General features: G+C 68.9%; 21 protein-coding genes. 14 read left to right on the top strand and 7 right to left on the bottom strand.

Annotation, left to right across the window (positions count from 1 at the left end):
- Positions 1 to 29: 29 nt before the first annotated feature.
- Positions 30 to 971, bottom strand: a complete 942-nt coding sequence (locus AB0B82_RS29055) for an aldo/keto reductase (RefSeq protein WP_360175400.1) — start codon at positions 969 to 971, stop codon at positions 30 to 32.
- Between the two features lie 51 nt (positions 972 to 1,022).
- On the opposite strand from AB0B82_RS29055, the gene AB0B82_RS29050 reads away from it, so the two are divergent.
- Both AB0B82_RS29050 and AB0B82_RS29045 read left to right on the top strand, forming a co-directional pair.
- The gene (locus tag AB0B82_RS29050; RefSeq protein WP_360175397.1) at positions 1,023 to 2,096 is read left to right on the top strand and encodes an LLM class F420-dependent oxidoreductase; all 1,074 of its coding nucleotides are present in this window, start codon (positions 1,023 to 1,025) and stop codon (positions 2,094 to 2,096) included.
- Positions 2,096 to 2,923: an undecaprenyl-diphosphate phosphatase gene (locus tag AB0B82_RS29045; RefSeq protein WP_360175394.1), complete on the top strand. Its 828-nt coding sequence runs from the start codon at positions 2,096 to 2,098 to the stop codon at positions 2,921 to 2,923. The genes AB0B82_RS29050 and AB0B82_RS29045 overlap by 1 nt, the downstream gene beginning before the upstream one ends.
- A 13-nt stretch (positions 2,924 to 2,936) precedes the next feature.
- Here the strand turns inward: AB0B82_RS29045 and corA are convergent, their stop codons facing one another.
- Positions 2,937 to 3,920, bottom strand: coding sequence for a magnesium/cobalt transporter CorA (corA, locus tag AB0B82_RS29040; protein WP_360175391.1), 984 nt, complete (start codon positions 3,918 to 3,920; stop codon positions 2,937 to 2,939).
- Positions 3,921 to 3,968: 48 nt separating this feature from the next.
- Here corA and AB0B82_RS29035 point away from each other — a divergent pair, with 48 nt between their 5' ends.
- The 3 genes from AB0B82_RS29035 to AB0B82_RS29025 are packed head-to-tail and all read left to right on the top strand — an operon-like array spanning position 3,969 to position 6,055.
- Complete coding sequence (locus AB0B82_RS29035; RefSeq protein WP_360175388.1) at positions 3,969 to 4,664, top strand: histidine phosphatase family protein; 696 nt, start codon at positions 3,969 to 3,971, stop codon at positions 4,662 to 4,664.
- Positions 4,665 to 4,677: 13 nt separating this feature from the next.
- Positions 4,678 to 5,253, top strand: a complete 576-nt coding sequence (locus tag AB0B82_RS29030; RefSeq protein WP_360175385.1) for a DUF3090 domain-containing protein — start codon at positions 4,678 to 4,680, stop codon at positions 5,251 to 5,253.
- Positions 5,254 to 5,260: 7 nt separating this feature from the next.
- Complete coding sequence (locus AB0B82_RS29025) at positions 5,261 to 6,055, top strand: SCO1664 family protein (protein ID WP_360175382.1); 795 nt, start codon at positions 5,261 to 5,263, stop codon at positions 6,053 to 6,055.
- A 20-nt stretch (positions 6,056 to 6,075) separates the two neighbouring features.
- Here AB0B82_RS29025 and AB0B82_RS29020 read toward each other — a convergent pair whose 3' ends face one another.
- A complete protein-coding gene (locus tag AB0B82_RS29020) occupies positions 6,076 to 6,774 on the bottom strand; it encodes a DUF6882 domain-containing protein (protein ID WP_360175379.1) in 699 nt (232 codons plus the stop codon).
- A 126-nt stretch (positions 6,775 to 6,900) separates the two neighbouring features.
- Here AB0B82_RS29020 and mshC point away from each other — a divergent pair, with 126 nt between their 5' ends.
- Entirely contained in the window at positions 6,901 to 8,121 is a 1,221-nt protein-coding gene (mshC, locus tag AB0B82_RS29015; RefSeq protein ID WP_360175376.1) for a cysteine--1-D-myo-inosityl 2-amino-2-deoxy-alpha-D-glucopyranoside ligase, read from the top strand.
- 58 nt (positions 8,122 to 8,179) lie between these two features.
- Here the strand turns inward: mshC and AB0B82_RS29010 are convergent, their stop codons facing one another.
- The 3 genes from AB0B82_RS29010 to AB0B82_RS29000 form a co-directional block, all read right to left on the bottom strand.
- A complete protein-coding gene (locus AB0B82_RS29010; protein ID WP_360175373.1) occupies positions 8,180 to 9,085 on the bottom strand; it encodes a hypothetical protein in 906 nt (301 codons plus the stop codon).
- Positions 9,086 to 9,108: 23 nt separating this feature from the next.
- On the bottom strand, positions 9,109 to 9,879 hold the full coding sequence (locus tag AB0B82_RS29005; protein ID WP_360175370.1) for a L,D-transpeptidase: 771 nt from the start codon (positions 9,877 to 9,879) through the stop codon (positions 9,109 to 9,111).
- Positions 9,880 to 9,978: 99 nt separating this feature from the next.
- Positions 9,979 to 10,821 carry a polysaccharide deacetylase family protein gene (locus AB0B82_RS29000; protein WP_360175367.1) on the bottom strand — a complete coding sequence of 281 codons (843 nt, stop codon included), beginning with the start codon at positions 10,819 to 10,821 and terminating at the stop codon, positions 9,979 to 9,981.
- 53 nt (positions 10,822 to 10,874) lie between these two features.
- Between AB0B82_RS29000 and AB0B82_RS28995 the strand changes: the two genes are divergently transcribed.
- Positions 10,875 to 11,237 carry a MerR family transcriptional regulator gene (locus tag AB0B82_RS28995; RefSeq protein WP_360175364.1) on the top strand — a complete coding sequence of 121 codons (363 nt, stop codon included), beginning with the start codon at positions 10,875 to 10,877 and terminating at the stop codon, positions 11,235 to 11,237.
- Here AB0B82_RS28995 and AB0B82_RS28990 read toward each other — a convergent pair whose 3' ends face one another.
- Positions 11,238 to 12,086: a PAC2 family protein gene (locus AB0B82_RS28990; RefSeq protein WP_360175361.1), complete on the bottom strand. Its 849-nt coding sequence runs from the start codon at positions 12,084 to 12,086 to the stop codon at positions 11,238 to 11,240. It abuts the gene before it with no gap.
- Between the two features lie 197 nt (positions 12,087 to 12,283).
- Between AB0B82_RS28990 and AB0B82_RS28985 the strand changes: the two genes are divergently transcribed.
- The 7 genes from AB0B82_RS28985 (at position 12,284) to AB0B82_RS28955 (ending at position 20,972) form a co-directional block, all read left to right on the top strand.
- Positions 12,284 to 12,937, top strand: coding sequence for an HAD family phosphatase (locus AB0B82_RS28985; protein WP_360175358.1), 654 nt, complete (start codon positions 12,284 to 12,286; stop codon positions 12,935 to 12,937).
- A 44-nt stretch (positions 12,938 to 12,981) separates the two neighbouring features.
- Positions 12,982 to 14,562, top strand: coding sequence for an ABC transporter substrate-binding protein (locus tag AB0B82_RS28980; protein WP_360175355.1), 1,581 nt, complete (start codon positions 12,982 to 12,984; stop codon positions 14,560 to 14,562).
- Between the two features lie 239 nt (positions 14,563 to 14,801).
- Complete coding sequence (locus tag AB0B82_RS28975; RefSeq protein WP_360175352.1) at positions 14,802 to 15,794, top strand: ABC transporter permease; 993 nt, start codon at positions 14,802 to 14,804, stop codon at positions 15,792 to 15,794.
- Positions 15,795 to 15,851: 57 nt separating this feature from the next.
- A complete protein-coding gene (locus AB0B82_RS28970; RefSeq protein ID WP_360175349.1) occupies positions 15,852 to 17,630 on the top strand; it encodes an ABC transporter substrate-binding protein in 1,779 nt (592 codons plus the stop codon).
- A gap of 140 nt (positions 17,631 to 17,770) precedes the next feature.
- Entirely contained in the window at positions 17,771 to 18,784 is a 1,014-nt protein-coding gene (locus AB0B82_RS28965) for an ABC transporter permease (RefSeq protein ID WP_360175346.1), read from the top strand.
- A gap of 77 nt (positions 18,785 to 18,861) precedes the next feature.
- Positions 18,862 to 19,890: an ABC transporter ATP-binding protein gene (locus tag AB0B82_RS28960; protein ID WP_360175442.1), complete on the top strand. Its 1,029-nt coding sequence runs from the start codon at positions 18,862 to 18,864 to the stop codon at positions 19,888 to 19,890.
- A 59-nt stretch (positions 19,891 to 19,949) separates the two neighbouring features.
- Positions 19,950 to 20,972 carry a dipeptide ABC transporter ATP-binding protein gene (locus tag AB0B82_RS28955; RefSeq protein WP_360175439.1) on the top strand — a complete coding sequence of 341 codons (1,023 nt, stop codon included), beginning with the start codon at positions 19,950 to 19,952 and terminating at the stop codon, positions 20,970 to 20,972.
- Positions 20,973 to 21,152 lie beyond the last annotated feature (180 nt).

Raw genomic sequence — 21,152 nt, 5'->3', positions numbered from 1 at the left:
ACACCTCCAGTTGCAGATGTCACGCAACCTCAGGAAACGTCCTCCAGTGCCGCGACGATGGCGGGCGGCAATGTGAGCTCCTCCACACCCAGCACGGCCTTGAGTTGCAGGGCCGTCCGGGCGCCGACGATCGCCGCCGACACGCCCGGCCGGTCCCGCACCCAGGTGAGGGCCACCTCGAGCGGCGTCCAGCCGAGCCCGTCGGCGGCTCGTGCGACGGCTTCCACGATGCCCGATGAGCGGGCGTCGAGGTAGGGGTCGACGAATCTCGACAGATGCTGAGACGCGGCCCGCGAGTCCGCCGGGATGCCGGTCCGGTACTTGCCGGTGAGCACGCCGCGACCCAGCGGCGACCACGCGATGATGCCGATCCCGAGGCCGGCGGCGGCGCGGATCGCGTCCACCTCGGCGTCCCGGGCGAGCAGGGAGTACTCGACCTGATTGCTGACCGGAACGGCGCGACCCGGCCATGCCTGCTGCCAGGTGACCGCCCGGGCGGCCTTCCAGCCGGCGTAGTTCGAGACGCCGACGTAGCGCACCTTGCCGGAGCTGACCGCGTGGTCGAGCGCGGACAGTGTCTCCTCGAGCGGTACGTCGTCGGACCAGGTGTGCAGCTGCCAGAGGTCGATGTGGTCGACATTCAGCCGGCGGAGCGAGGCCTCGAGGTCACGCAGCAGGGCGCCGCGGGACGTGTCGGTGACCCGCTCGCCGCGCCGGACGCTGAACCCGGCCTTGGTCGCGATCACCAGGTCGTCGCGATCCACCACGTCGCCGATCAGCGAACCGATCAGGCGCTCGCTGTCACCGTCGGAGTACGCCGCCGCGGTGTCGATCAGGGTGCCGCCGGCGGACACGAACGCGGCGAGCTGCTCGCGGGCCTCGTGCTCGTCGGTGTCCCGGCCCCACGACATCGTGCCGAGCCCGAGCCTGCTCACCGCCAGGCCGCTGTGACCGAGATAGCGCTGTTGCATACCCCGAGCCTATTGCGGGCCACCGACAACGGCTCGCTAGGCTCGCCAGTCATGCGACTCGGACTCAACATCGGCTTCGTCTACGGCGGCGACGATCATCTGGACCACCTGAGGCTGGCGAAGGAGGCCGAGGCACTCGGCTACTCGGTCACCTGGGCGGCGGAGGCGTACGGCTCGGACGCCGCGACGCTGCTCAGCTGGATCGCCGCGCAGACCACAACCATCGACGTCGGCTCGGCCGTGTTCCAGATCCCGGCCCGCACGCCCGCGATGGCCGCGATGACCGCCGCCACCCTGGACCGGCTGTCGAACGGCCGGTTCCGGCTCGGCCTGGGCGTGTCCGGTCCGCAGGTGTCCGAGGGCTGGCACGGCGTCCGGTTCTCCCAGCCGCTGCTGCGCACCCGCGAGTACGTCGACATCGTGAACAAGGCACTGCGCCGCGAGACGGTGTCGTACGACGGGAATTACTTCACGTTGCCGCTGCCCGACGGACCGGGCAAGGCGCTCAAACTGACCGTGCGGCCGATCCGCGACCACGTGCCGGTGTACCTTGCCGCGGTCGGCCCGAAGAACCTCGAGCTGGCCGGCGAGATCGCCGACGGCTGGCTCGGTATCCTCAACGACCCAGGCTTCCTTGGAGAGCAGTTGGCGCACATCAGGACGGGCCGCGCGGCCCGTCGAGCCGATGACCACGAGTCCACCGACACCCTGGACGGTTTCGACGTCGTCGTCAGCACGCCGCTGGTGACCGGCGACGACGTCCAGGCCGCGGCCGACCCGGTCCGCGGGTACGCCGCGCTGTACGTCGGCGGCATGGGCAGCCGGGAGAAGAACTTCTACAACCAGCTCGCGGTCCGGATGGGGTATGCCGAGGAGGCGCAGCAGATCCAGGACCTGTATCTGGACAAGTTGCACCGCGAGGCGATGGCCGCCGTACCGTTCGGGTTCCTGGACGGGATCTCGCTGCTCGGCGGCAAGGAGCGGATCGCGGACAAGCTCACCGCGTACGCCGAGGCCGGGGCGACGACCGTCGCGGTGACGCCGTTCGCGTCGACCGTGGAGCAGCGGATCGCCGACCTGCGGACCGCCGCGGAGGCGCTGGAACTATCTGGAGCCGGCCACTGATGACGATCCTGGACGCCATCATCCTCGGCATCGTCGAGGGGCTGACCGAGTTCCTGCCGGTCTCCAGCACCGGGCACCTGACGATCGTGTCGAAGATGCTCGGGCTGAAGATCGACGACCCGGCGATCACCGGGTTCACCGCGGTGATCCAGATCGGCGCGATCGCCGCGGTGGTGCTGTACTTCTGGGCCGACATCCGGCGGATCGCGGTCGCCTGGTGCCGCGGGCTGGTGAAGCCCGAGCACCGCGGCGAGTTCGACCACCGGATGGGCTGGTACGTGATTGTCGGCTCGACGCCGATCGTGATCGTCGGCTTCCTGGCCCGCGACCTGATCTCGGGCCCGCTGCGCAGCATGTGGTGGGTGGCCGGCTCGCTGATCGTGTGGTCGGTGGTGATGGTCGCGGCCGAGCGGCTGGGCTCGAAGTCCCGGCCGCTGACCAGGATCACGCTGCTCGATTCGCTGGTGATGGGGCTCGTGCAGTGCCTCGCCCTGATCCCCGGCGTGTCCCGGTCCGGCGCGACGATCTCGGGCGGTCTGTTCTGCGGTCTCGACCGAGTGGCCGCCACCCGGGTCTCGTTCCTGCTCGGCATTCCCGCACTGGTCGGGGCCGGCGTGTACGAGTTGAAGGATGCGCTCTCGGGTGACGTCGGCGCGCTGCCACTGATCGTCGGCACGGTCGTCAGCTTCGTCGTGGCGTACGCGTCGGTCGCGTGGCTGCTGCGCTTCGTCGCGAAGCACTCGATCGAGATCTTCGCGTTCTACCGCGTCCTGCTCGGCATCGTCCTGGTCATCCTGCTCGCCACCAGCACCATCACCGCGACCTGACGGCCGAAGGCGCTCAGAGCCAGCCGACCTTGCGGAAGAAGGCGTACATGGTGGTGCAGACGACGGCCATCAGGAGGAGAACCGCGGGGTAGCCGTAGTGCCAGCCCAGTTCGGGCATGTAGCGGAAGTTCATGCCGTAGATGCCGGCCAGCATCGTCGGGACCGCCGCGATCGCGACCCATGCGGAGATCTTCCGCATGTCGTCGTTCTGCTGGACCGAGACGCGGGCCAGGTGGGCGTTGAGGGCGGACGTCAGCAGGGTGTCGATCGCCTCGGTCTGGTCGGAGACCCGGCTGAGGTGGTCGGCGACGTCGCGGAAGAACGGCGCGGCCTTGGCGGGGAGCCCGCCACCGCCGTGCGCGAACTGCTCCATCGGGTCGCGCAGCGGGTCGATCGCGCGGCGCATCTCGAGCACCTCACGCTTCAATCTGTAGATCCGCTCCGCGTCGCTGGTCCGCTCCGGCGAGAACACCGACGTTTCGATCTCGTCGACGTCGATCTCGACCTGCTCGGCGACCCGTTCGTAGTCGTCGACGATCGCGTCCGAGATCGCCCACAACACCGCGCCCGGTCCGTGCCCGAGCATCGAGGCGCGCTCCTCGAGCTGGTGCCGCGTGGTCGCCAGCTCGCCGCCTTCGCCGTGCCGCACGGTCACGACGTACCGCGGTCCGAGGAAGACGGTCACCTGGCCGGTCTCCACGGCGTCACCCTCGTCGACGTACCACAGGGTGCGCAGGACGACGAGGAGCGTGTCGCCGAACCGCTCGACCTTCGGGCGCTGATGCAGTTGCAACGCGTCCTCGACGGCGAGGTCGTGCAGGTCGAACAGTTGCTGCACACGCTCCATCTCGGCACTGGTCGGCTCGTGCAACCCGATCCAGCCGAACGTCGGATCCTCGGCGACGTCGCGGGTCCGGACCGCCTGGGCGACCGTTTCGGGATCCTTGGGCACGGCCTGCCGGACGCCCTCGGTGTACACCCCGCAATCGACGATCACGTCACCATCATGGCACCCGGCTTGCGCCGACCGGATAACGTGCAGTGCATGCCCACCGTGATCCTGGTTCGCCACGGTCGTAGCTCCGCGAACACCTCCGGAACGCTGGCCGGCCGCACGCCCGGCGTGAAACTCGACGAGACCGGCGTCCAGCAGGCCGCGGCGGTCGCGCAACGGCTCGCCGGCCTGCCGCTGGCCGCGATCGTCACCTCACCGCTCGAGCGCTGCCGGCAGACCGCGGCCGCGATCGCGAAACTGCACGACGGGTTGCGTCCGGCAACGGATCGGCGGCTGACCGAGTGCGGGTACGGCGACTGGACCGGTCAGCAGATCTCGAAGCTTGCGAAGGACCCGCTGTGGACCGTCGTACAGCAGCACCCGTCGGCCGTCACGTTCCCGAACGGCGAGTCGATGCGCGCGATGCAGCAGCGCGCCGTCGACGCGGTCCGCGCGCACGACGCGGAGGTCGCGCAGAGCCACGGCGACAACGCGATCTGGGTCGCGGTCTCGCACGGCGACGTGATCAAGGCGATCGTTGCGGACGCCCTCGGCCAGCACCTGGACACGTTCCAGCGGATCGTCGTCGACACCGCGTCGACGACGATCATCACCTACACTGCGACCCGCCCGTTCCTGGTCCGGCTGAACGACTCCGGCAGCGAGCTGGCCTCATTGGTTCCTCAGCCCAGAGCGAAAGGCCGGACCAAGCGGCAGTCCTCGGACGCCGTGGTCGGTGGACGGTAATAGGGTTCTGACTATGGCGCGAGTTGTGCACTCCTACGACGACCCCGAGCGGTTCGTCGCCGGTACCGTCGGTGAACCCGGCGCGCGGGCGTTCTTCCTGCAGGCCCGGGCGGGGCACCGGCTGACCTCGGTGGCGTGCGAGAAGGAACAGGTGATGGCGCTCGCGGAGCGGCTCGACGTGATGCTGGACGAGGTCGCGCGGCGCTTCGACCGGGACCCGGTCGGGTCGGCCGGCGTCGACGACACCGCGCCGCTCGAGCAGCCGATCGAGGAGGAGTTCCGGGCCGGCACGATGACGCTGGCCTGGGAGGCCGACGCCGAGCGGGTCGTGATCGAGGTGTTCTCGGTCGTCTCCGGCGAGCAGGCGGACCTGGAGGAGACCGACCCGGTCACCGCGGCGATGGAGTCCGAGGACGCCGAGGTGTTCGTGGTCCGGATCACCGAGGAGCAGGCCCGCGCGTTCGCGCGCCGGGCCGTCGCCCTGGTCGCGTCCGGGCGGCCGAGCTGCCCGTTCTGCGGGCGGCCGATCGACCCGGACGGTCACATCTGCCCGCGGGCCAACGGCTACCGCAGGCACCTGCCCGAATGACCCGGCGATGACGATCGACCTCGAGCTCCTGGCCCGCGGGGAGCTGTCGTTGCACGGCCGGCTGGTCGCGGCCTCGAACGGTACGTACCAGGGCTCGGTCAGCCTCGACGGCGAAACCGCGACCGTGGTGTACAAACCGGTCGAGGGCGAGCGGCCGCTGTGGGACTTCCCCGACGGCACACTGGCCCAGCGCGAGTACGCGGCGTACGTCGTGTCCGAGGCGCTCGGCTGGTCGATCGTGCCGCCGACGTTGCTGCGCGACGGGCCGCTCGGCGAGGGCATGGTCCAGCTGTGGATCGACGAGGCCGAGCTCGGCCCGGGGGAGACCGAGCTGGTCGACATCGTCCCGCAGGGCCGGGTCCCGGACGGGTGGGTCGGCGTCCTGGACGCCCTCGACGGCCGCCACAACCCGGTCACCCTCGTGCATGCCGACACCGATGCGCTGCGGCGGATGGCGGTGTTCGATGCCGTGGTCAACAATGCCGACCGCAAGGGCGGGCACGTCCTGAACCCGGGCGACGGCCGCGTGTACGGCGTGGATCACGGCGTCACGTTCAACGCCGACGACAAGCTGCGGACCGTGCTGTGGGGCTGGGCCGGCGAGCCGATCCCGGCCGACCTGCTGAAAGACGTTCGGGCGCTCGCCGATCAGCTGGCCTGCGGGTTGGGGCAGCAACTCTGCGAGCTCATCACCACCGTCGAGCTCACGGCAACCCGCGAGCGGTGCTCCACGCTGCTCAAGACCGGCACGTTCCCGTACCCGAGTGAGGACTGGCCCGCGATTCCCTGGCCCGCGTTCTGACCTTCAGCGAGGCGCAGCGTTCACGGCCGCGGCTGGAGGCTGATGTGGCCGATCCGGCCCAGGTCGTCGAACTCGATCACGATCGGGCCGCCGTCCGGCGCCGTGCTACGGATCGCGTCCGGGGCCTCGTCGTACCGCAGGCCGAAGTGCTGCAGGTAGCCGCGGACGACCTGACGGTGGTCGGCGGGGAAGACGCTGATCGCGGTCCTCAGCAGTCGCGGGGTCGCGATCGCGTCGAAGCCGGCCTGCGGCAGCTGCTCGTCGGCGACGTGCAGGTACACGTGCCCGCGGCCCTCGTTGATCGCGGTCGACCACACACCGCGGCCGCCGAGCACCGAACCGGCCGCGATCGCGAGCGTGATCGCGGCCTGCTGCGGCTGCTCGAACCCGCTCAGGTCCGGGCTGTCGGTGACGAACTCGTCGATCCCGTGCCGCTGCCCGAACTCACGGATCGCGAGCGTCGGCACGACCGCCGGCGCCGCAGGCCCGAATCCGGGGTTCGCCCAGCCCCACAGCCAGGTCCCGTCGAGCTCCGAGAAGCTCCCGAGCAGCGAGATGCCGCGCAGGACACCGCGGTCGCTGCTGAGTGTCCGCGCGTCCAGATCGGCCTGCAGTGAGTCCGGTCCGACCACGTCGTTGAACAGGTCCTGCTGCTGGATCGAGGCCGCGGCGATCCACGCGCCGTACGCCTGGAGCCCGGGGCTGAAGTCTGCGCTCATCGTCCGCGAGGCTATCCGCCGCCCGGGGGCACCGCCCTGCTCCGACCACGACCTGGACGGGCCGACCGACCAGCAAATGGAACCGTGTCGCGTCATGGAAATCGGGACTGTCATAAGCTCCGACACATGCAGGCGTGGACGAAACCAGACATCCCGGTCGTGCCGGGTCCGGCCCGGCGGCTACGCCTCTACGACACCGCGTCCCGCGGGCTGGTCGAGGTTCCGCCGGGCGACGGCGGGGCCGCGCGGATGTACGTGTGCGGCATCACGCCGTACGACGCGACGCACATGGGCCATGCGGCGACGTACGTCACGTTCGACCTGATCAACCGCCTCTGGCGGGACGCCGGGTACGACGTCGCGTACACCCAGAACATCACCGATGTCGACGACCCGCTGCTCGAGCGCGCGGCCGAGACCGGTGTGGAGTGGACCGATCTCGCGGCGCGGGAAATCCAGCTGTTCCGGGACGACATGACCGCGCTGCGGGTGATCCCGCCGGACCACTACATCGGCGTCGTCGAGTCGATCGACCTGGTCGCGAGCGCGGTCGAGGACCTGCGCCGCGCCGACGCCGTGTACTCCGTCGACGGCGACCTGTACTTCGCGGTGAAGGCGGACCCGGCGTTCGGCACCGTGTCGAACTACGACCGCGAAACGATGCGCGAACTGTTCGCCGAGCGCGGCGGCGACCCGGACCGCGAGGGCAAGCGGGACCCGCTGGACAGCCTGCTGTGGCGGCACGAGCGACCGGGGGAGCCGGCCTGGGACTCGCCGCTGGGCCGCGGGCGACCGGGCTGGCACGTGGAGTGCTCGGCGATCGCGCTGGAGTACCTCGGCATGACGTTCGACGTCCAGGGCGGGGGATCGGACCTGATCTTCCCGCACCACGAGATGTCGGCCAGCGGTGCGCAGGTGGCGACCGGTGAGCATCCGTTCGCGCGCGCGTACGTGCACCAGGCGATGGTCGGTCTGGACGGCGAAAAGATGTCGAAGTCCAAGGGCAACCTGGTGCTGGTCTCGAAGGAGCGGCAGTCCGGCGCGGACCCGATGGCGATCCGGCTTGCGCTGCTGACCCACCACTACCGCACGGACTGGTTCTGGATGCCGTCCGATCTGACCGACGCCCAGGCGCGGCTCGACGTGTGGCGCGGTGCGGTCGGGCGCGGTTCGGGTCCGGACGGCGCAGCGGTCGTGGACGCCGTACGGGCGGCGCTCACCAACGACCTGGACAGCGCCGCCGCGTTGGCCGCTGTGGACGCGTGGGCCGAGGCCGAGGGCGACGACCATGAGGCACCCGCCCTGGTCGCCCAGGCCTGTGATGCCCTGTTGGGTGTGAAGCTCTAGCGTCCTGGAAGTTCGACTCAGGACACTGGCAACCGGGCGCGCCCGGCTGTCCACAGGATCAGCCGGTGACCGGGTGGTGCGTCTTGACCGGCGTCGGGACCGGAGCGGTCGGCGGCGTCTCGAGCTGCGCGGGGGCGTCGTTCGCCGGCTGCGGCTGCGGCTGCGGCTGCGGCTTGGGCGCGGCCGGCGTGGCGCAGGTCGCCGACGCCAGTTTGATCACCTGAGCTCCGCCGCCGAGGTTGATGCTCAGACCGGTGATCGTGAACGCGCCGTCGGAGTGCTTGGTCTGGCTGTTGACCGTGATGGTCGCGAGCGGCGCGGCCGGTAGCGTCGCACCTTCCTTGGTGGTCGGCGCCTTGATCGTCTGGCCGAGCAGCGTCAGCGCACCGATGTCGATGCCGCCCTCGTCGCCGGAGCACCAGACGTTCAGCGCGTCGATGGCGAGCAGTGACTTCGGCGGGTTCAGCAGCAGGTTGCACAGGTCCGGCAGGTTCTTCACCGGCAGGTCGTTGGTGCTCAGCTGCGGCAGCGGCAGCCCGAGGTCGGGCAGCGCGATGTCCGGCAACGGCAGGTCGTCGGCGCCGGTGCTCGGCAAGGTGGCGCACTGCTGTTTCAGCTCCGGCGGGAGCGTCACCTGGCCGAGGATGTCCGGCCCGACGACGATGTCGAACAGCTCGACCGAGGCCGAGTCGTTGCCCGCGGTCGCCGTCCCGGCCCGGACCGAGATCAGCGGGTTCTCCGGCAGTTCGAGCGCGGAGGTCGTGCGGCGCTTGCCGTCCGGCGACTCGGCGTACGGCGTCTTCGGGAGCGGCAGCTGTCCTTCGGCGCTGACGGCGTACGCCGAGGACGGGCGGGCGGCCGCGTTGCCGACGGGGGCACTCGCGACGAGGCTGAACGTGACCACGCCCGCCACCGCCGCGGCCGTCAGTGCGGTCGGCGTCAGGCGTTGTGCCAGCTGTCGCATGCGACTTCTCCTCTACTTCGGCGCTACTTGCTGTCGATCAGGACGAGCGTCCCGAGCGGGACCTTCTGCAAATGGGCGAGAGCGGTGCGCGGCACCCGGACGCAGCCGGCGCTGATCGCCGCCCCGAACACCTTGGGGTCCGGCCAGCCGTGGATCGCGACCGTACCAGGCCCGCCACCGAACGTGTCCAAGGTCGGACTGTGCGTACCCAGCGGCAGCACGATCGGTGAGGCGGAGCGTTTGTGGTCGATGATCGAGCCGAGCAAGAACGTCCGCCCGGGCGGGGTCGGCGTGTTCTTCGCGCCGACACCCGCCTTCCAGCGGCCCAGGCGTTTGTTGTTCAGGAACAGCTCGAGCGTCCGCGAGCTGGTGTGCACCCGGATCAGGTACGGCGAGGTGGCCCGGTCGAGGTCCTCGTCGCGGAGCCAGCCGGTGGACCGGTTGGGCTTGGAGGGGAGCAGTACGCGGACCCAGCCGTCGGTCTGTTCCACGACGGGCAGCCAGGTCGGCCCGAACTGGGTCGGGCCGATCTTGCCGAACGCGTCCGCGTCGGGAGCGCCGTAGAGCGCGGCCTCGATACGCGGGTGGACGACCAGCCCGGTGGTTCCGGCGTACGGCTGGGTGTCGAGGGGCGCGGTGGTGATCGTCGTCGAGGTGGTCGACGCGACCAGCGTGGTCAGGTCGACGGACTCCCGCCGATCGCCGAGGACGCCGACCGTGGCCACGATGCCGAGCAGCGCGAGCACGGCGAGGGCGGGCGCCGACGTTCCGCCTCGCTCGTCGCGCTTACGCATCTCGTCGCTCCCCGTGTTCCCGGTGACGGCGGACCGTCACCCCCCAGCAGTCCGGTCGAGAATAAACCCGTTGGTAACAACGGTCCACACCCGGCCGGGTTACGCCTCCGCGTAGTGCGCGGCGATCTCGTCACTCGTCGTCACCCAGACGTCCGGCTGCGCGGTGACGTACTGCAGCGCGAGGTCCAGGTACTTCGCCCGGAAGGGCTGCCCGATGACGAACGGGTGCAGCGCCAGCGCCATCACCCGGCCGGTGTCGGCGGAGTCGTCGCGCAGGACGTCGTACTGGTCCTTCACCATCTGCAGGAAGTCCGGGCCGGACAGGCCGCGGAGGAACAGGCCGAGGTCGTTGAGCTCGACGGTGTACGGGACGCTCAGCATGCCGGGGACGTTCAGGCGGTACGGCTGGTCGTCGTTGGTCCAGTCGAGGACGTACTGGTAGCCGAGCTCGGACAGCAGCTGTGGAGTGTTGTGGGTCTCGGTGAGCGCCGGGCCCATCCAGCCCTTGGGGCGCCGGCCGGTGCCGCTCTCGATGGTGTCGGTGATCTCGGTCAGGATGCGGCGTTCCGCGTCGAGCTCGTACCCGGTGTGCAGCTCCGAGTTCGTGCGGCCGTGGGCGAGCCACGCCCAGTCGCGCTCGACACCGGCCTTGACGATCTGTGGGTGGTGCCGGACGACGTCGGAGTTGAGCAGTGCGCTGGCGCGGACGCCGTACCGATCGAGGATGTCGATGGTCCGCCAAACGCCCACACGGGAGCCGTACTCCCGCCAGCCGTGGTTCAGCGGGTCGGGGTCGAGGTCGAGCGGCCAGATGCTCGTGGACGGTTTGCCGGGCAGGAAGTGCTCGATGTTGAGGCCGACGTAGAAGGCGACGCGCTTGCCCTCCGGCCAGGTCAGGCGGGGACGTTCGGGGAGTGGGTTGTACTCGTAGAGAGAGGTCATGCCCGGACGGTAGAGTCTGACATCAATGTCAGGTTCAAGCCCTGGGGGTCGGCGTGCGCATCGGTGAGCTGGCGCAGCGGACCGGCGTGAGCGTCCGGTCGCTGCGGTACTACGAGACGCAGGGACTGCTGGTGTCGGAGCGGACCGCGGGCGGGCAGCGCGAGTACGCCGAGCGCGCGGTCGACCGGGTGATCCTGATCCAGGAGCTGTTCGCGGCCGGACTGCACAGCAGGAAGATCGCGCAGCTGCTGCCGTGCATGCGCGACCCCGACGGTGGCCCGAACGAGCGGGCCACGCCGGAGCTGGTGACCGAGCTGACGGCCGAGCGGGAACGCATCGACCGGATGATCGCGGACCTCGCCACGTCCCGGGCCGTCCTCGACGACGTGATCGCGACGGCGGCCCGGGAGCTGTAGCTACTCGCCCGGGTGGTTCTTGTTGCGGCGCTTCAGGTAGCGCTCGAACTCGGCGGCGATCGCCTCACCGGAAGCCTCCGGGAGGTCCGCGGTGTCGCGCTGCTCCTCGAGCGAGTGCACGTACTCCGCGACCTCGGGGTCCTCCTCGCTGAGCTCGTCCGCGCCGCGCTGCCAGGCCCGCGCGAGCTCCGGCAGCTCGCCCTCGGGAATGGCGAGGTCGAGCAGCGCCTCGATCTTGGTGAGCAACGCCAGCGACGCCTTCGGGCACGGCGTGCCCGCGATGTAGTGCGGGATCGCCGACCAGATCGACACCGCCGGCACGCCGAGCGTCGTACACAGATCGGCGAACACGCCGGTGATGCCGGTCGGGCCCTCGTACGTCGACGGCTCGAGGCTCCAGGCCACGTTCAGCTCGGGGTCGGACGAGGTCGCCGAGACCGGGATCGGGCGGGTGTGCGGGGAGTCCGCGAGCAGCGCGCCGAGCACCACGACGAGCTCGGCGTTCGACTCGTCGACGATCTCGAGCAGCTCGCGGCAGAACGCGCGCCAGCGCATGTTCGGCTCGACGCCGCGGATCAGCACCACGTCCCGGCCGGTGTCCTCCGGGCGGGCCAGGTAGATCCGGGTCGTCGGCCAGGTCAGCCGCCGGACGCCGTCGTCGTCGAAGCCGACGCGGGGGCGGTTCACCTGGTAGTCGTAATAGTCCTCAGGGTCGATCGCCGTGACGAGTTCGGCGTCCCACTCGTCGATCAGGTGGTCGACCGCACCGGTGGCCGCTTCGGCCGCGTCGTTCCAGCCTTCGAACGCGGCGATCACGACCGGGTCCCTCAGGTTCGCGAGGTCAACCACTCGCAGGCCCCCTGTCGTCTTCTGTGCGCCAAATCCGGTGCTGGGAGGTGCACCGGAAACCGGACTGCCAGCCTACGTGTTCGGGCGGGGCGGTGTGCCTGGTTTCACCCCAGGCGGAACGTGTCGTGCCCGACCAGGGAGAATGGGAGTGGACCGGACCAGGTCGGATTCGGTGTGGACGACGTGAGGAGCGGTAGTTGCCGGCCCTGCAAGCGGTGCTGTGGGACATGGACGGGACGTTGGTCGACTCCGAGAAGGTCTGGGCGGAGGTGCAGCTCGAGCTGCTGGCCGGGCTCGGTGCGACCTGGACGATCGAGGACTGCATGACCTTGATCGGGAGCGACCTGCGCGACGCTGTCGAGGTGTGGATGGCGCGGATCCCGGAGGGAGCGATCAGCGCCGAGGAGCTCGCCGACCAGATGTTCTCCGCGGTCGTCGACGCGCTGCGCGAACAGGTCAGCTTCCAGCCCGGTGCGCTGGAGTTGCTGCGCGCGCTGCGCAAGGAGGAGGTGCCCTGCGCGCTGGTGTCGGCGTCGTACCGGGTGATGATCGACGCGGTGCTCGGCCACCTGCCGCCGGACCTGTTCGACGTGATCGTGGCCGGTGACGAGGTGACCCTCGGCAAGCCGCACCCGGAGCCCTACCTGACCGGTGCGGAGCGGCTCGGTGTCGACCCGGCGAACTGTGTCGTGATCGAGGACTCGATGACCGGCACCCAGGCCGGTACGGCGGCCGGCATGTACGTGGTCGCCGTACCTCAGTGGGTGACGATTCCGGACGCGCCCCGGCGCCTCGTGGTGAAGTCGCTGGAGCCGCTCACGCCGGACTCGCTGCGCGCGCTGCTCCGTTGACCCGCTACCGTCACTTGGTGCTGAGGGGGCTGGAGGGTGAAGCGGTGAGCAGGTCGGTGGTGCGCCGGGTGTCGGCGGCCGTGGGGGTCGGGGCGCTGGCGATGTCCCTGGCCGTGTCACTGGCTGCCTGCGGCGATCCGGACGACAACGCTCCGCACACCGGCGACCCCACGCCGAAGCTGATGCTGCTGCGGCTCGCGACGACCGATCACATCTCGTCGCTGGACCCGGCCGGTCCGTATGACGTCGGGTCGCGGACCGTCCAGGCGAACCTCTATCAGACGCTGCTGACGATCATGCCGGACAAGCCGATCCCGGTCCCGGACGCCGCGGACTGCCAGTTCGACTCGCCGACGACGTACACCTGCAGCCTGAAGGAGAACCTGACCTTCCCGAACGGTCACCAGCTGACGTCGTCGGACGTGAAGTTCAGCTTCGACCGGCTGGCCCGGCTGAAGACGCCCGGGGGAGCGGCCGCACTGTTCTCCTCGGTGAAGTCGGTGAGTACGCCGGACGAGCTGACCGCGGTGTTCAACCTGACCGGCCCGGACGCCCGCCTGCCGTACCTGCTGACCACGACCGCGTCGTCGATCGTCGACGAGGAGACGTACCCGGCGAACCAGTTGCTGCAGGACAAGGCGATGGGCAGTGGGCCGTACCAGCTGGCCGGGTACAAACCGGGGGCTGAGGTCACGCTGACCAAGTTCGCCGGCTACCGGGGGCCGCGGGCGGCGCAGAACGACGGCGTGACGATCAGCCTGCTGAAGGACTCCACCGCCCTGTATCAGGCGGTGACCGGCGGGAAGGCCGATCTTGCGATCCACGGGTTCGGTCCGTCGCTGCTCGACAAGCTGCGCAAGTCCGACCAGGTGCAGGTCGTCGACAAGGGATCCGCGGAGATCCGCCTGTACGCGTTCCAGATGAAGTCGCTGCTGTCCCGCAACCCCGCCGTACGGCGTGCGGTCGCGCAGCTGATCGACCGCCCGGCGATCGCGAAGAAGGCGTACGCCGACCACGTGTCGCCGCTGTACTCCTTGGTGCCACCCGGTTACGGCGGGCAGACGGACGCGTTCCGGACCGAGTACAAGCAGCCGAACAAGGCAGCCGCGGCGAAGACGCTCAAGGACGCCGCGCTCGTCGCACCCGTCCCGTTGACGATCGGCTGGACGCCGACGCGGTACGGCGTCGGCGCGAAGGCCGAAGTACTCGAGTTCAAGCGGCAGCTCGACGCGTCCGGGTTGTTCCGGGTGACCTTGCGCAGCGTCGAGTGGTCGCAGTACCAGCAGGCGACGAAGGCCGGTGCGTACGACCTCTACCTGGCCGGGTGGACGCCGGAGTATCCGGACGCGGACGACTACCTGGCGCCGTTCGTCACCGACGCCCCGTTCCAGAACGGCTACCGGTCGGCGGCCGCGGCCCGGTTGCTGCAGCAGGAGCGCACCGAGCAGAACGGGTTGCAGCGCGACGATCTGATCGGTCAGCTACAAGGTGTGATCGCGAAAGAGGCGCCGGTGATCCCGAGCTGGCAGGGCCGGGTCACAGTGGTCGGCGGCAAGAATGTGGAGAATCTCGCAACGGCACTCGATCCGTTGTCGTTCCTGTACTTCTCCGGCCTGCGGAAGTGACACAAAAATGCCATGGCAGTAACGGTTCGCAAAGTGTCGGCGACCGTGGGTGCGACGCCGTGGTTTACTGCCGTTTGTCCACGATACGGGACGATTTCCTGAGCATCACGATCGGGCAACGCAGCACTTTCCGCGTTTGACTCCGGGCAGTAATGGCGGCAGGTTGGGGCGGCAGCCATTCCGGATTTGGTCCGTGTCGTCCGAACCAGGCCCTCGTCAGAAACAGGGGAATTCATCGCGTGAGCACGCCACTCGAGGTCGAGCCGGGAGCATCGTCGGCCCAGCCGGAGGCACTTCTCGAAGGTGCCGGCAAGATCGAGGGCCGGTCGCTCTGGCAGATCTCGTGGATGCGGCTGAGGCGGGACAAGGTCGCGCTGGCCGGCGGTGCCGTCGTGCTGCTGCTGATCCTGGTCGGCATCTTCGCCCCGGTGATCTGCAAACTCGTCGGCGTCACGCCGAACGACTTCCACCAGGACCTGGTCGACCCGTCGCTGCAGACGCCGATCGGCAAGCTCGGCGGCGTCAGCTGGGACCACCCGTTCGGCATCGAGCCGGTGAACGGCCGCGACATCTTCGCCCGGATCGTGTACGGCGCCCGGATCTCGCTGCTGATCGCGTTCCTGGCCACGCTGGTGTCGGTGACCATCGGCGTCGTGATGGGCGTCGTGGCCGGCTACTTCGGCGGCTGGGTGGACACGCTGATCAGCCGGCTGATGGACATCTTCCTGGCGTTCCCGCTGGTGCTGTTCGCGCTGGCCCTGGTCGGCGCCATCCCGGACAAGATGTTCGGCCTGCAGGGCGACGCGCTCCGGGTGGCTCTGATCGTCTTCATCATCGGCTTCTTCAGCTGGCCGTACATCGGCCGGATCATCCGCGGCCAGACGCTGTCGCTGCGGGAACGGGAGTTCGTCGACGCGGCCCGCAGCCTCGGGGCGCGCCGGCCGTACATCCTGTTCACCGAGCTGCTGCCGAACCTGATCGCGCCGATCCTGGTCTACGCGACCCTGCTGATCCCGACCAACGTGCTGTTCGAGGCGGCGTTGTCCTACCTCGGCGTCGGGGTCCGGCCGCCGACGGCGAGCTGGGGCGACATGCTGTCCGGCGCGGCGAACTGGTACCAGGTCGACCCGATGTACATGATCCCGCCCGGTTTGGCGATCTTCGTGACCGTGCTGGCGTTCAACCTGTTCGGTGACGGATTGCGCGACGCGCTCGATCCGCGGTCCCGGTAGGCGTTTCGCATCAACCAGGGAGCCTGGCTCTCAACACATTAAGGGGTGCAACAACAGATGAGATGGAATCGCATCACGACGGTTACCGCCGTCAGTGCGGCCGTCGCCTTGAGCCTGGTGGCCTGTGGGGGACCCAAGGCATCCCCCGGAGGGTCGGGCGGCGGCGAGAGCACGGCCACAGCCGAGTTCGACGCCGCGAACGGGAAGATCTTCAACCCGAGTGACAAAAAGGGCGGCACGCTCCGGATGGCGATCACCGAGAAGTGGGACTCCACGGACCCCGGTGACACCTACTACGGCCTGTCCTGGAACCTGGCCCGCAACTACGTGCGGCCGCTGATGGTCTTCAAGTCGGCCCCCGGCAAGGAGGGCGGCAAGGTCGTCCCGGACCTCGCCGAGGCCCCCGGCGTGCCGAGTGACGACGCCAAGACCTGGACCTACAAGATCCGCAAGGGCATCAAGTTCGAGGACGGCACCGAGGTCACGTCCAAGGACGTGAAGTACGCCGTCGCGCGCTCGCTGGACAAGGAGACGCTGCCGAACGGCCCGACGTACTTCAACGACTTCCTGCTGGACGTGCCGAAGGGCTACAGCGTCTACAAGGACAAGTCGATGGCGCAGCTGGCGAAGGCGATCGAGACGCCCGACGACCAGACCATCGTCTTCCACCTGAACAAGTCGTTCGCGGGCTTCGACTACTTCGCGCAGTTGCCGGCCACCGCGCCGGTGCCGCAGGCCAAGGACACCGGCTCGAAGTACCAGCTGCACCCGATCTCGACCGGGCCGTACAAGTTCGAGAGCAACGACGCGAGCAAGGGCTTCACGCTGGTCCGCAACGACCAGTACGACCCGTCGACCGACCCGGAGTCGGGCCGCAAGGCGCTGCCGGACAAGATCACCGTCGCCTACAACGTGAACGGCGCGGACATCGACAACCGGCTGCAGGCAGGAGACCTGGACGTCGACATCGCCGGGACCGGCGTGCTCGCCGAGACCCAGGCCAAGCTGCTGGCCGACCCGAAGCTGAAGGCGCACACCGACAACGTGCTGTCGACCCGCCTGAACTTCACCGTGTTCAACAGCGAGGTCAAGCCGCTCGACAACGTGGACTGCCGCAAGGCGATCCTGTACGCCGCCGACCACGAGGGCTACCAGCGTGCGTACGGCGGTCCGGTCGGTGGTGACATCGCGACGAACATGATGCCGCCGTCGGTCGCGGGTGCGCAGAAGTTCGACGACTACGGCTTCGAGCAGGACAAGAACGGCAACCCGGACAAGGCCAAGGCCGCACTCCAGGCCTGCGGCATGCCGAACGGTTTCAGCACGAACATCGCCTACCGTGCGGACCGGCCGAAGGAGAAGGCCGTCGCCGAGTCGCTGCAGCAGTCGCTGGCCAAGGTCGGCATCAAGCTGACCCCGAAGGGCTTCCCGACCGGTGACTACACCAAGCTGTACGCCGGCAAGCCGGACTACGCCAAGGCCAACAACCTCGGCATGATCGTCTACAGCTGGGGTGCGGACTGGCCGGACGGCTTCGGCTTCCTCAGCCAGATCGTCGACAGCCGGGTGATCCGGGCCGCCGGTGGTAACACCAACCTGGGCGTCCGGATCCCCGAGGTCGATCAGCTGATCGACAAGGCGCTGACGACCACCGACGAGGCGGCCCGCAACCAGATCTGGGTCGACGTCGACAAGAAGGTCATGGAGCAGGCCGCGGTGCTCCCGGGCATCTGGGCCAAGGCCCTGCTGTACCGCCCGGACACGCTGGCGAACGTGTACAGCAACGACGGTCAGAACATGTACGACTACGCGGGCATCGGTCTCGCGCAGAAGTAGCCGCCGGGCACCCTGCCTCCGGGCGGGGTGCCGGGCCCTGTCCATGACTGTTGCCATGATCAACAATCGCCAGCAGAGGTAGGTGAAGGCTGACGGTGGCCGGTGATCAGCGATGATCGCCGGCCACCCCGCCGCGCACGGTGTTCGCATATCTTGTCCGCCGGGTGATCGGGGCAGTGATCCTGCTCTTCGTCGTCACGGCTGTCACGTTCTCGATCTTCTTCCTGGTGCCCAGGCTGGGCGGCGCGACCGCCGACGACCTGGCATCGCGCTACGTCGGCAAGTCCGCGGGGCAGGAGCAGATCCACAACACGGCGGTCCGGCTCGGCTTCACCGAACCTCTGTACAAGCAGTACGGCGAGTTCGTGAAAGGGCTGGTCGTCGGTCGTGACTACGACTACGGCGCCGGTGTCGAGCGCTGCCCCGCGCCCTGTTTCGGGTACTCGTTCCTGACCCAGCAACCGGTCTGGCCGGACCTGCTGTCCCGAATACCGGTGACCGCCTCGCTGGCCGGCGGCGCGGCGTTCATCTGGCTCATCACCGGTGTCGGGACCGGGATCGTGTCGGCCCTGAAACGCGGGTCGGTGCTCGACCGATCACTGATGTCGGTGGCGCTGGCCGGTGTCTCACTGCCGATCTTCTTCACCGGTCTGCTGTCACTGTCGATCTTCAGTTACGGCCTCGGCTGGACGCAGCAGGGCGGTGTCAACCCGCTCGACGAGACCAATCCGGTGTGGTGGGCGTACGACCTGATCCTGCCCTGGGTGACGCTGGCGTTCCTGTACGCCGCGGCGTACGCGCGACTGACCCGGGCCGGCATGCTCGAGACGATGAACGAGGACTTCGTCCGGACGGCCCGTGCCAAGGGACTGACCGAACGGACCGTGGTGATGAAACACGGGCTGCGGTCGGCGCTGACGCCGATCCTGACCATCTTCGGCCTCGACCTCGGTCTGCTGATGGGCGGTGCGATCCTCACCGAGACCACGTTCTCGCTGCCCGGTATCGGTCAGTACGCCGTGATCGCGCTGCGCGCGAACGACCTGCCGAAGGTGCTCGGGGTGACGCTGGTCGCCGCATTCTTCATCGTGCTGGCGAACCTGATCGTCGACCTCCTGTACGCCGTCGTCGACCCGAGGGTGCGGATCTCGTGAGTGAATCCATCGAACAGACCGGCCAGGAATCGGGCCAGGAACCCGGCCAGGAAGCTGCCCACGAACCGGTGCGGCGGATCGAGCGCGGTGAGGCGTTCCTCGACGTCCGCGACCTGAAGGTGCACTTCCCGACCGACGACGGTCTGGTGAAGTCGGTCGACGGCGTCTCGTTCAAGCTGGAGCGCGGCAAGACACTCGGCATCGTCGGCGAGTCCGGCTCCGGCAAGAGCGTGACCAGCCTGTCGATCATGGGCCTGCACAAACCCGGTGTGGCGAAGATCAGCGGACAGATCTTCCTCGACGGCCAGGACCTGGTGTCGTCGACCCGTGAAGAGGTCCGGCTGCTGCGCGGCAAGCGGATGGCGATGATCTTCCAGGACCCGCTGTCCGCGATGCACCCGTACTACACGGTCGGGCAGCAGATCGTCGAGGCGTACCGGGTGCACAACCACGTCAGCAAGCAGGTCGCGCGCAAGCACGCCATCGAGATGCTCGACCGGGTCGGTATCCCGCAGCCGGACCGGCGCGTGGACGCGTACCCGCACCAGTTCTCCGGTGGGATGCGGCAGCGCGCGATGATCGCGATGGCGCTGTCCTGCGACCCCGACCTGCTGATCGCCGACGAGCCGACCACGGCACTCGACGTGACCGTGCAGGCGCAGATCCTGGACCTGATCCGGGACCTGCAGAACGAGTTCAACTCGGCCGTCATCATCATCACCCACGACCTCGGGGTGGTCGCCGAGCTCGCCGACGACATCCAGGTGATGTACGCCGGCCGCGCGGTCGAGTACGGCACCGCGGAGGACATCTTCGACCGGCCGCAGCACCCGTACACCTGGGGTCTGCTCGGGTCGATGCCGCGGATCGATCGGGAGCGCACCGAGCGGCTGATCCCGATCAAGGGCACGCCGCCGAGCCTGATCAACGTGCCGAAGGGCTGCGCGTTCAACCCGCGCTGCAACTACGCGCACCTGAACGGCGGCCAGAGCGAGACCGAGCGGCCGGAGCTGCTCGACACCGGCGACGGCCATCTGGTCGCCTGCCACCTCTCCCCGCAGAACCGCCGGCAGGCGTGGGAGACCGACATCAAGCCGAAGCTGTGAACGGGACGACTGTGACTACTACTGACACCGACGCCGACCAGACTCCGATCGTGCCCGCGATGGGCGAGGAGCTGCTGTCGGTCGACGGCCTGGTCAAGCACTTCCCGATCCGCAAGGGGATCCTGCAGCGTCAGACCGGGGCCGTGCAGGCCGTCGACGGACTGACCTTCAGCGTGACCCGCGGTGAAACGCTGTCGCTGGTGGGAGAGTCGGGCTGCGGCAAGACCACGACCGGCCGGTTGCTGACCCGGCTGGAGACGCCGACCGCGGGCAAGATCGTCTTCGAGGGCCGCGACATCAGCACCCTCGGCGAGGGCCGGATGCGGCCGCTGCGGCGCGACGTCCAGATGATCTTCCAGGACCCGTACGGCTCGCTGAACCCGCGGCACACGGTCGGCAAGATCGTCGGTGCGCCGTTCCGGCTGCAGAACGTCAAGACCGAGCACGGAGTGAAGCGGGCCGTGCAGGACCTGCTCGAGTTGGTCGGTCTGAGCCCCGAGCACTACAACCGGTACCCGCACGAGTTCTCCGGCGGTCAGCGGCAGCGGATCGGGATCGCCCGGACGCTGGCACTGCGTCCGAAGCTGATCGTCGCCGACGAGCCGGTGTCCGCGCTGGACGTGTCGATCCAGGCACAGGTGGTGAACCTGCTCGAGGACCTGCAGGACGAGTTCGACCTGACCTACGTGATGATCGCGCACGACCTGTCGGTGGTCCGGCACGTGTCGGACCGGGTCGCGGTGATGTACCTCGGCAAGATCGTCGAGCTCGCGGACCGCGTCAGTCTGTACGAGAAGCCGATGCACCCGTACACCGTGGCGCTGCTGTCCGCAGTACCGGTGCCGGACACCAAGCGCAAGGCCAAGCGGGAGCGGATCCGGCTGCAGGGTGACGTCCCGAGCCCGATCAACCCGCCGCCGGCCTGCCGGTTCCACACCCGCTGCTGGAAGGCGCAGGAGATCTGCAAGACCGTCGAGCCGCCGCTGATCCAGCTGGCCCCCGGCCACCAGAGCGCCTGCCACTTCCCGGAGAACGCGACCCCGGAGCAGGAGCAGCAGGCCCAGTCCGCCGCGAAGGGCTGACCCCTGGGTCGTCCAGGCCTGACCTGTCGCCACGCGGGACTTTCCACAACCACGCGGGACCTTGCTCAGGTTATTCGGCTCTTCTGGTCTCCCGGCGCACGTAGTCGGCGGTGAACCCGGTTTGCGGCAGCTTCTCGTAGTCACCCTCGTCGAGCTGCAGCAGCTTCATCATCAGCGGGT

Source organism: Kribbella sp. NPDC048915, assembly GCF_040649595.1.
Classification (GTDB): Bacteria; Actinomycetota; Actinomycetes; order Propionibacteriales; family Kribbellaceae; genus Kribbella.
Note: the sequence above shows the minus strand (reverse complement) of the source record. Positions and strands in the feature narration are given on the sequence as shown.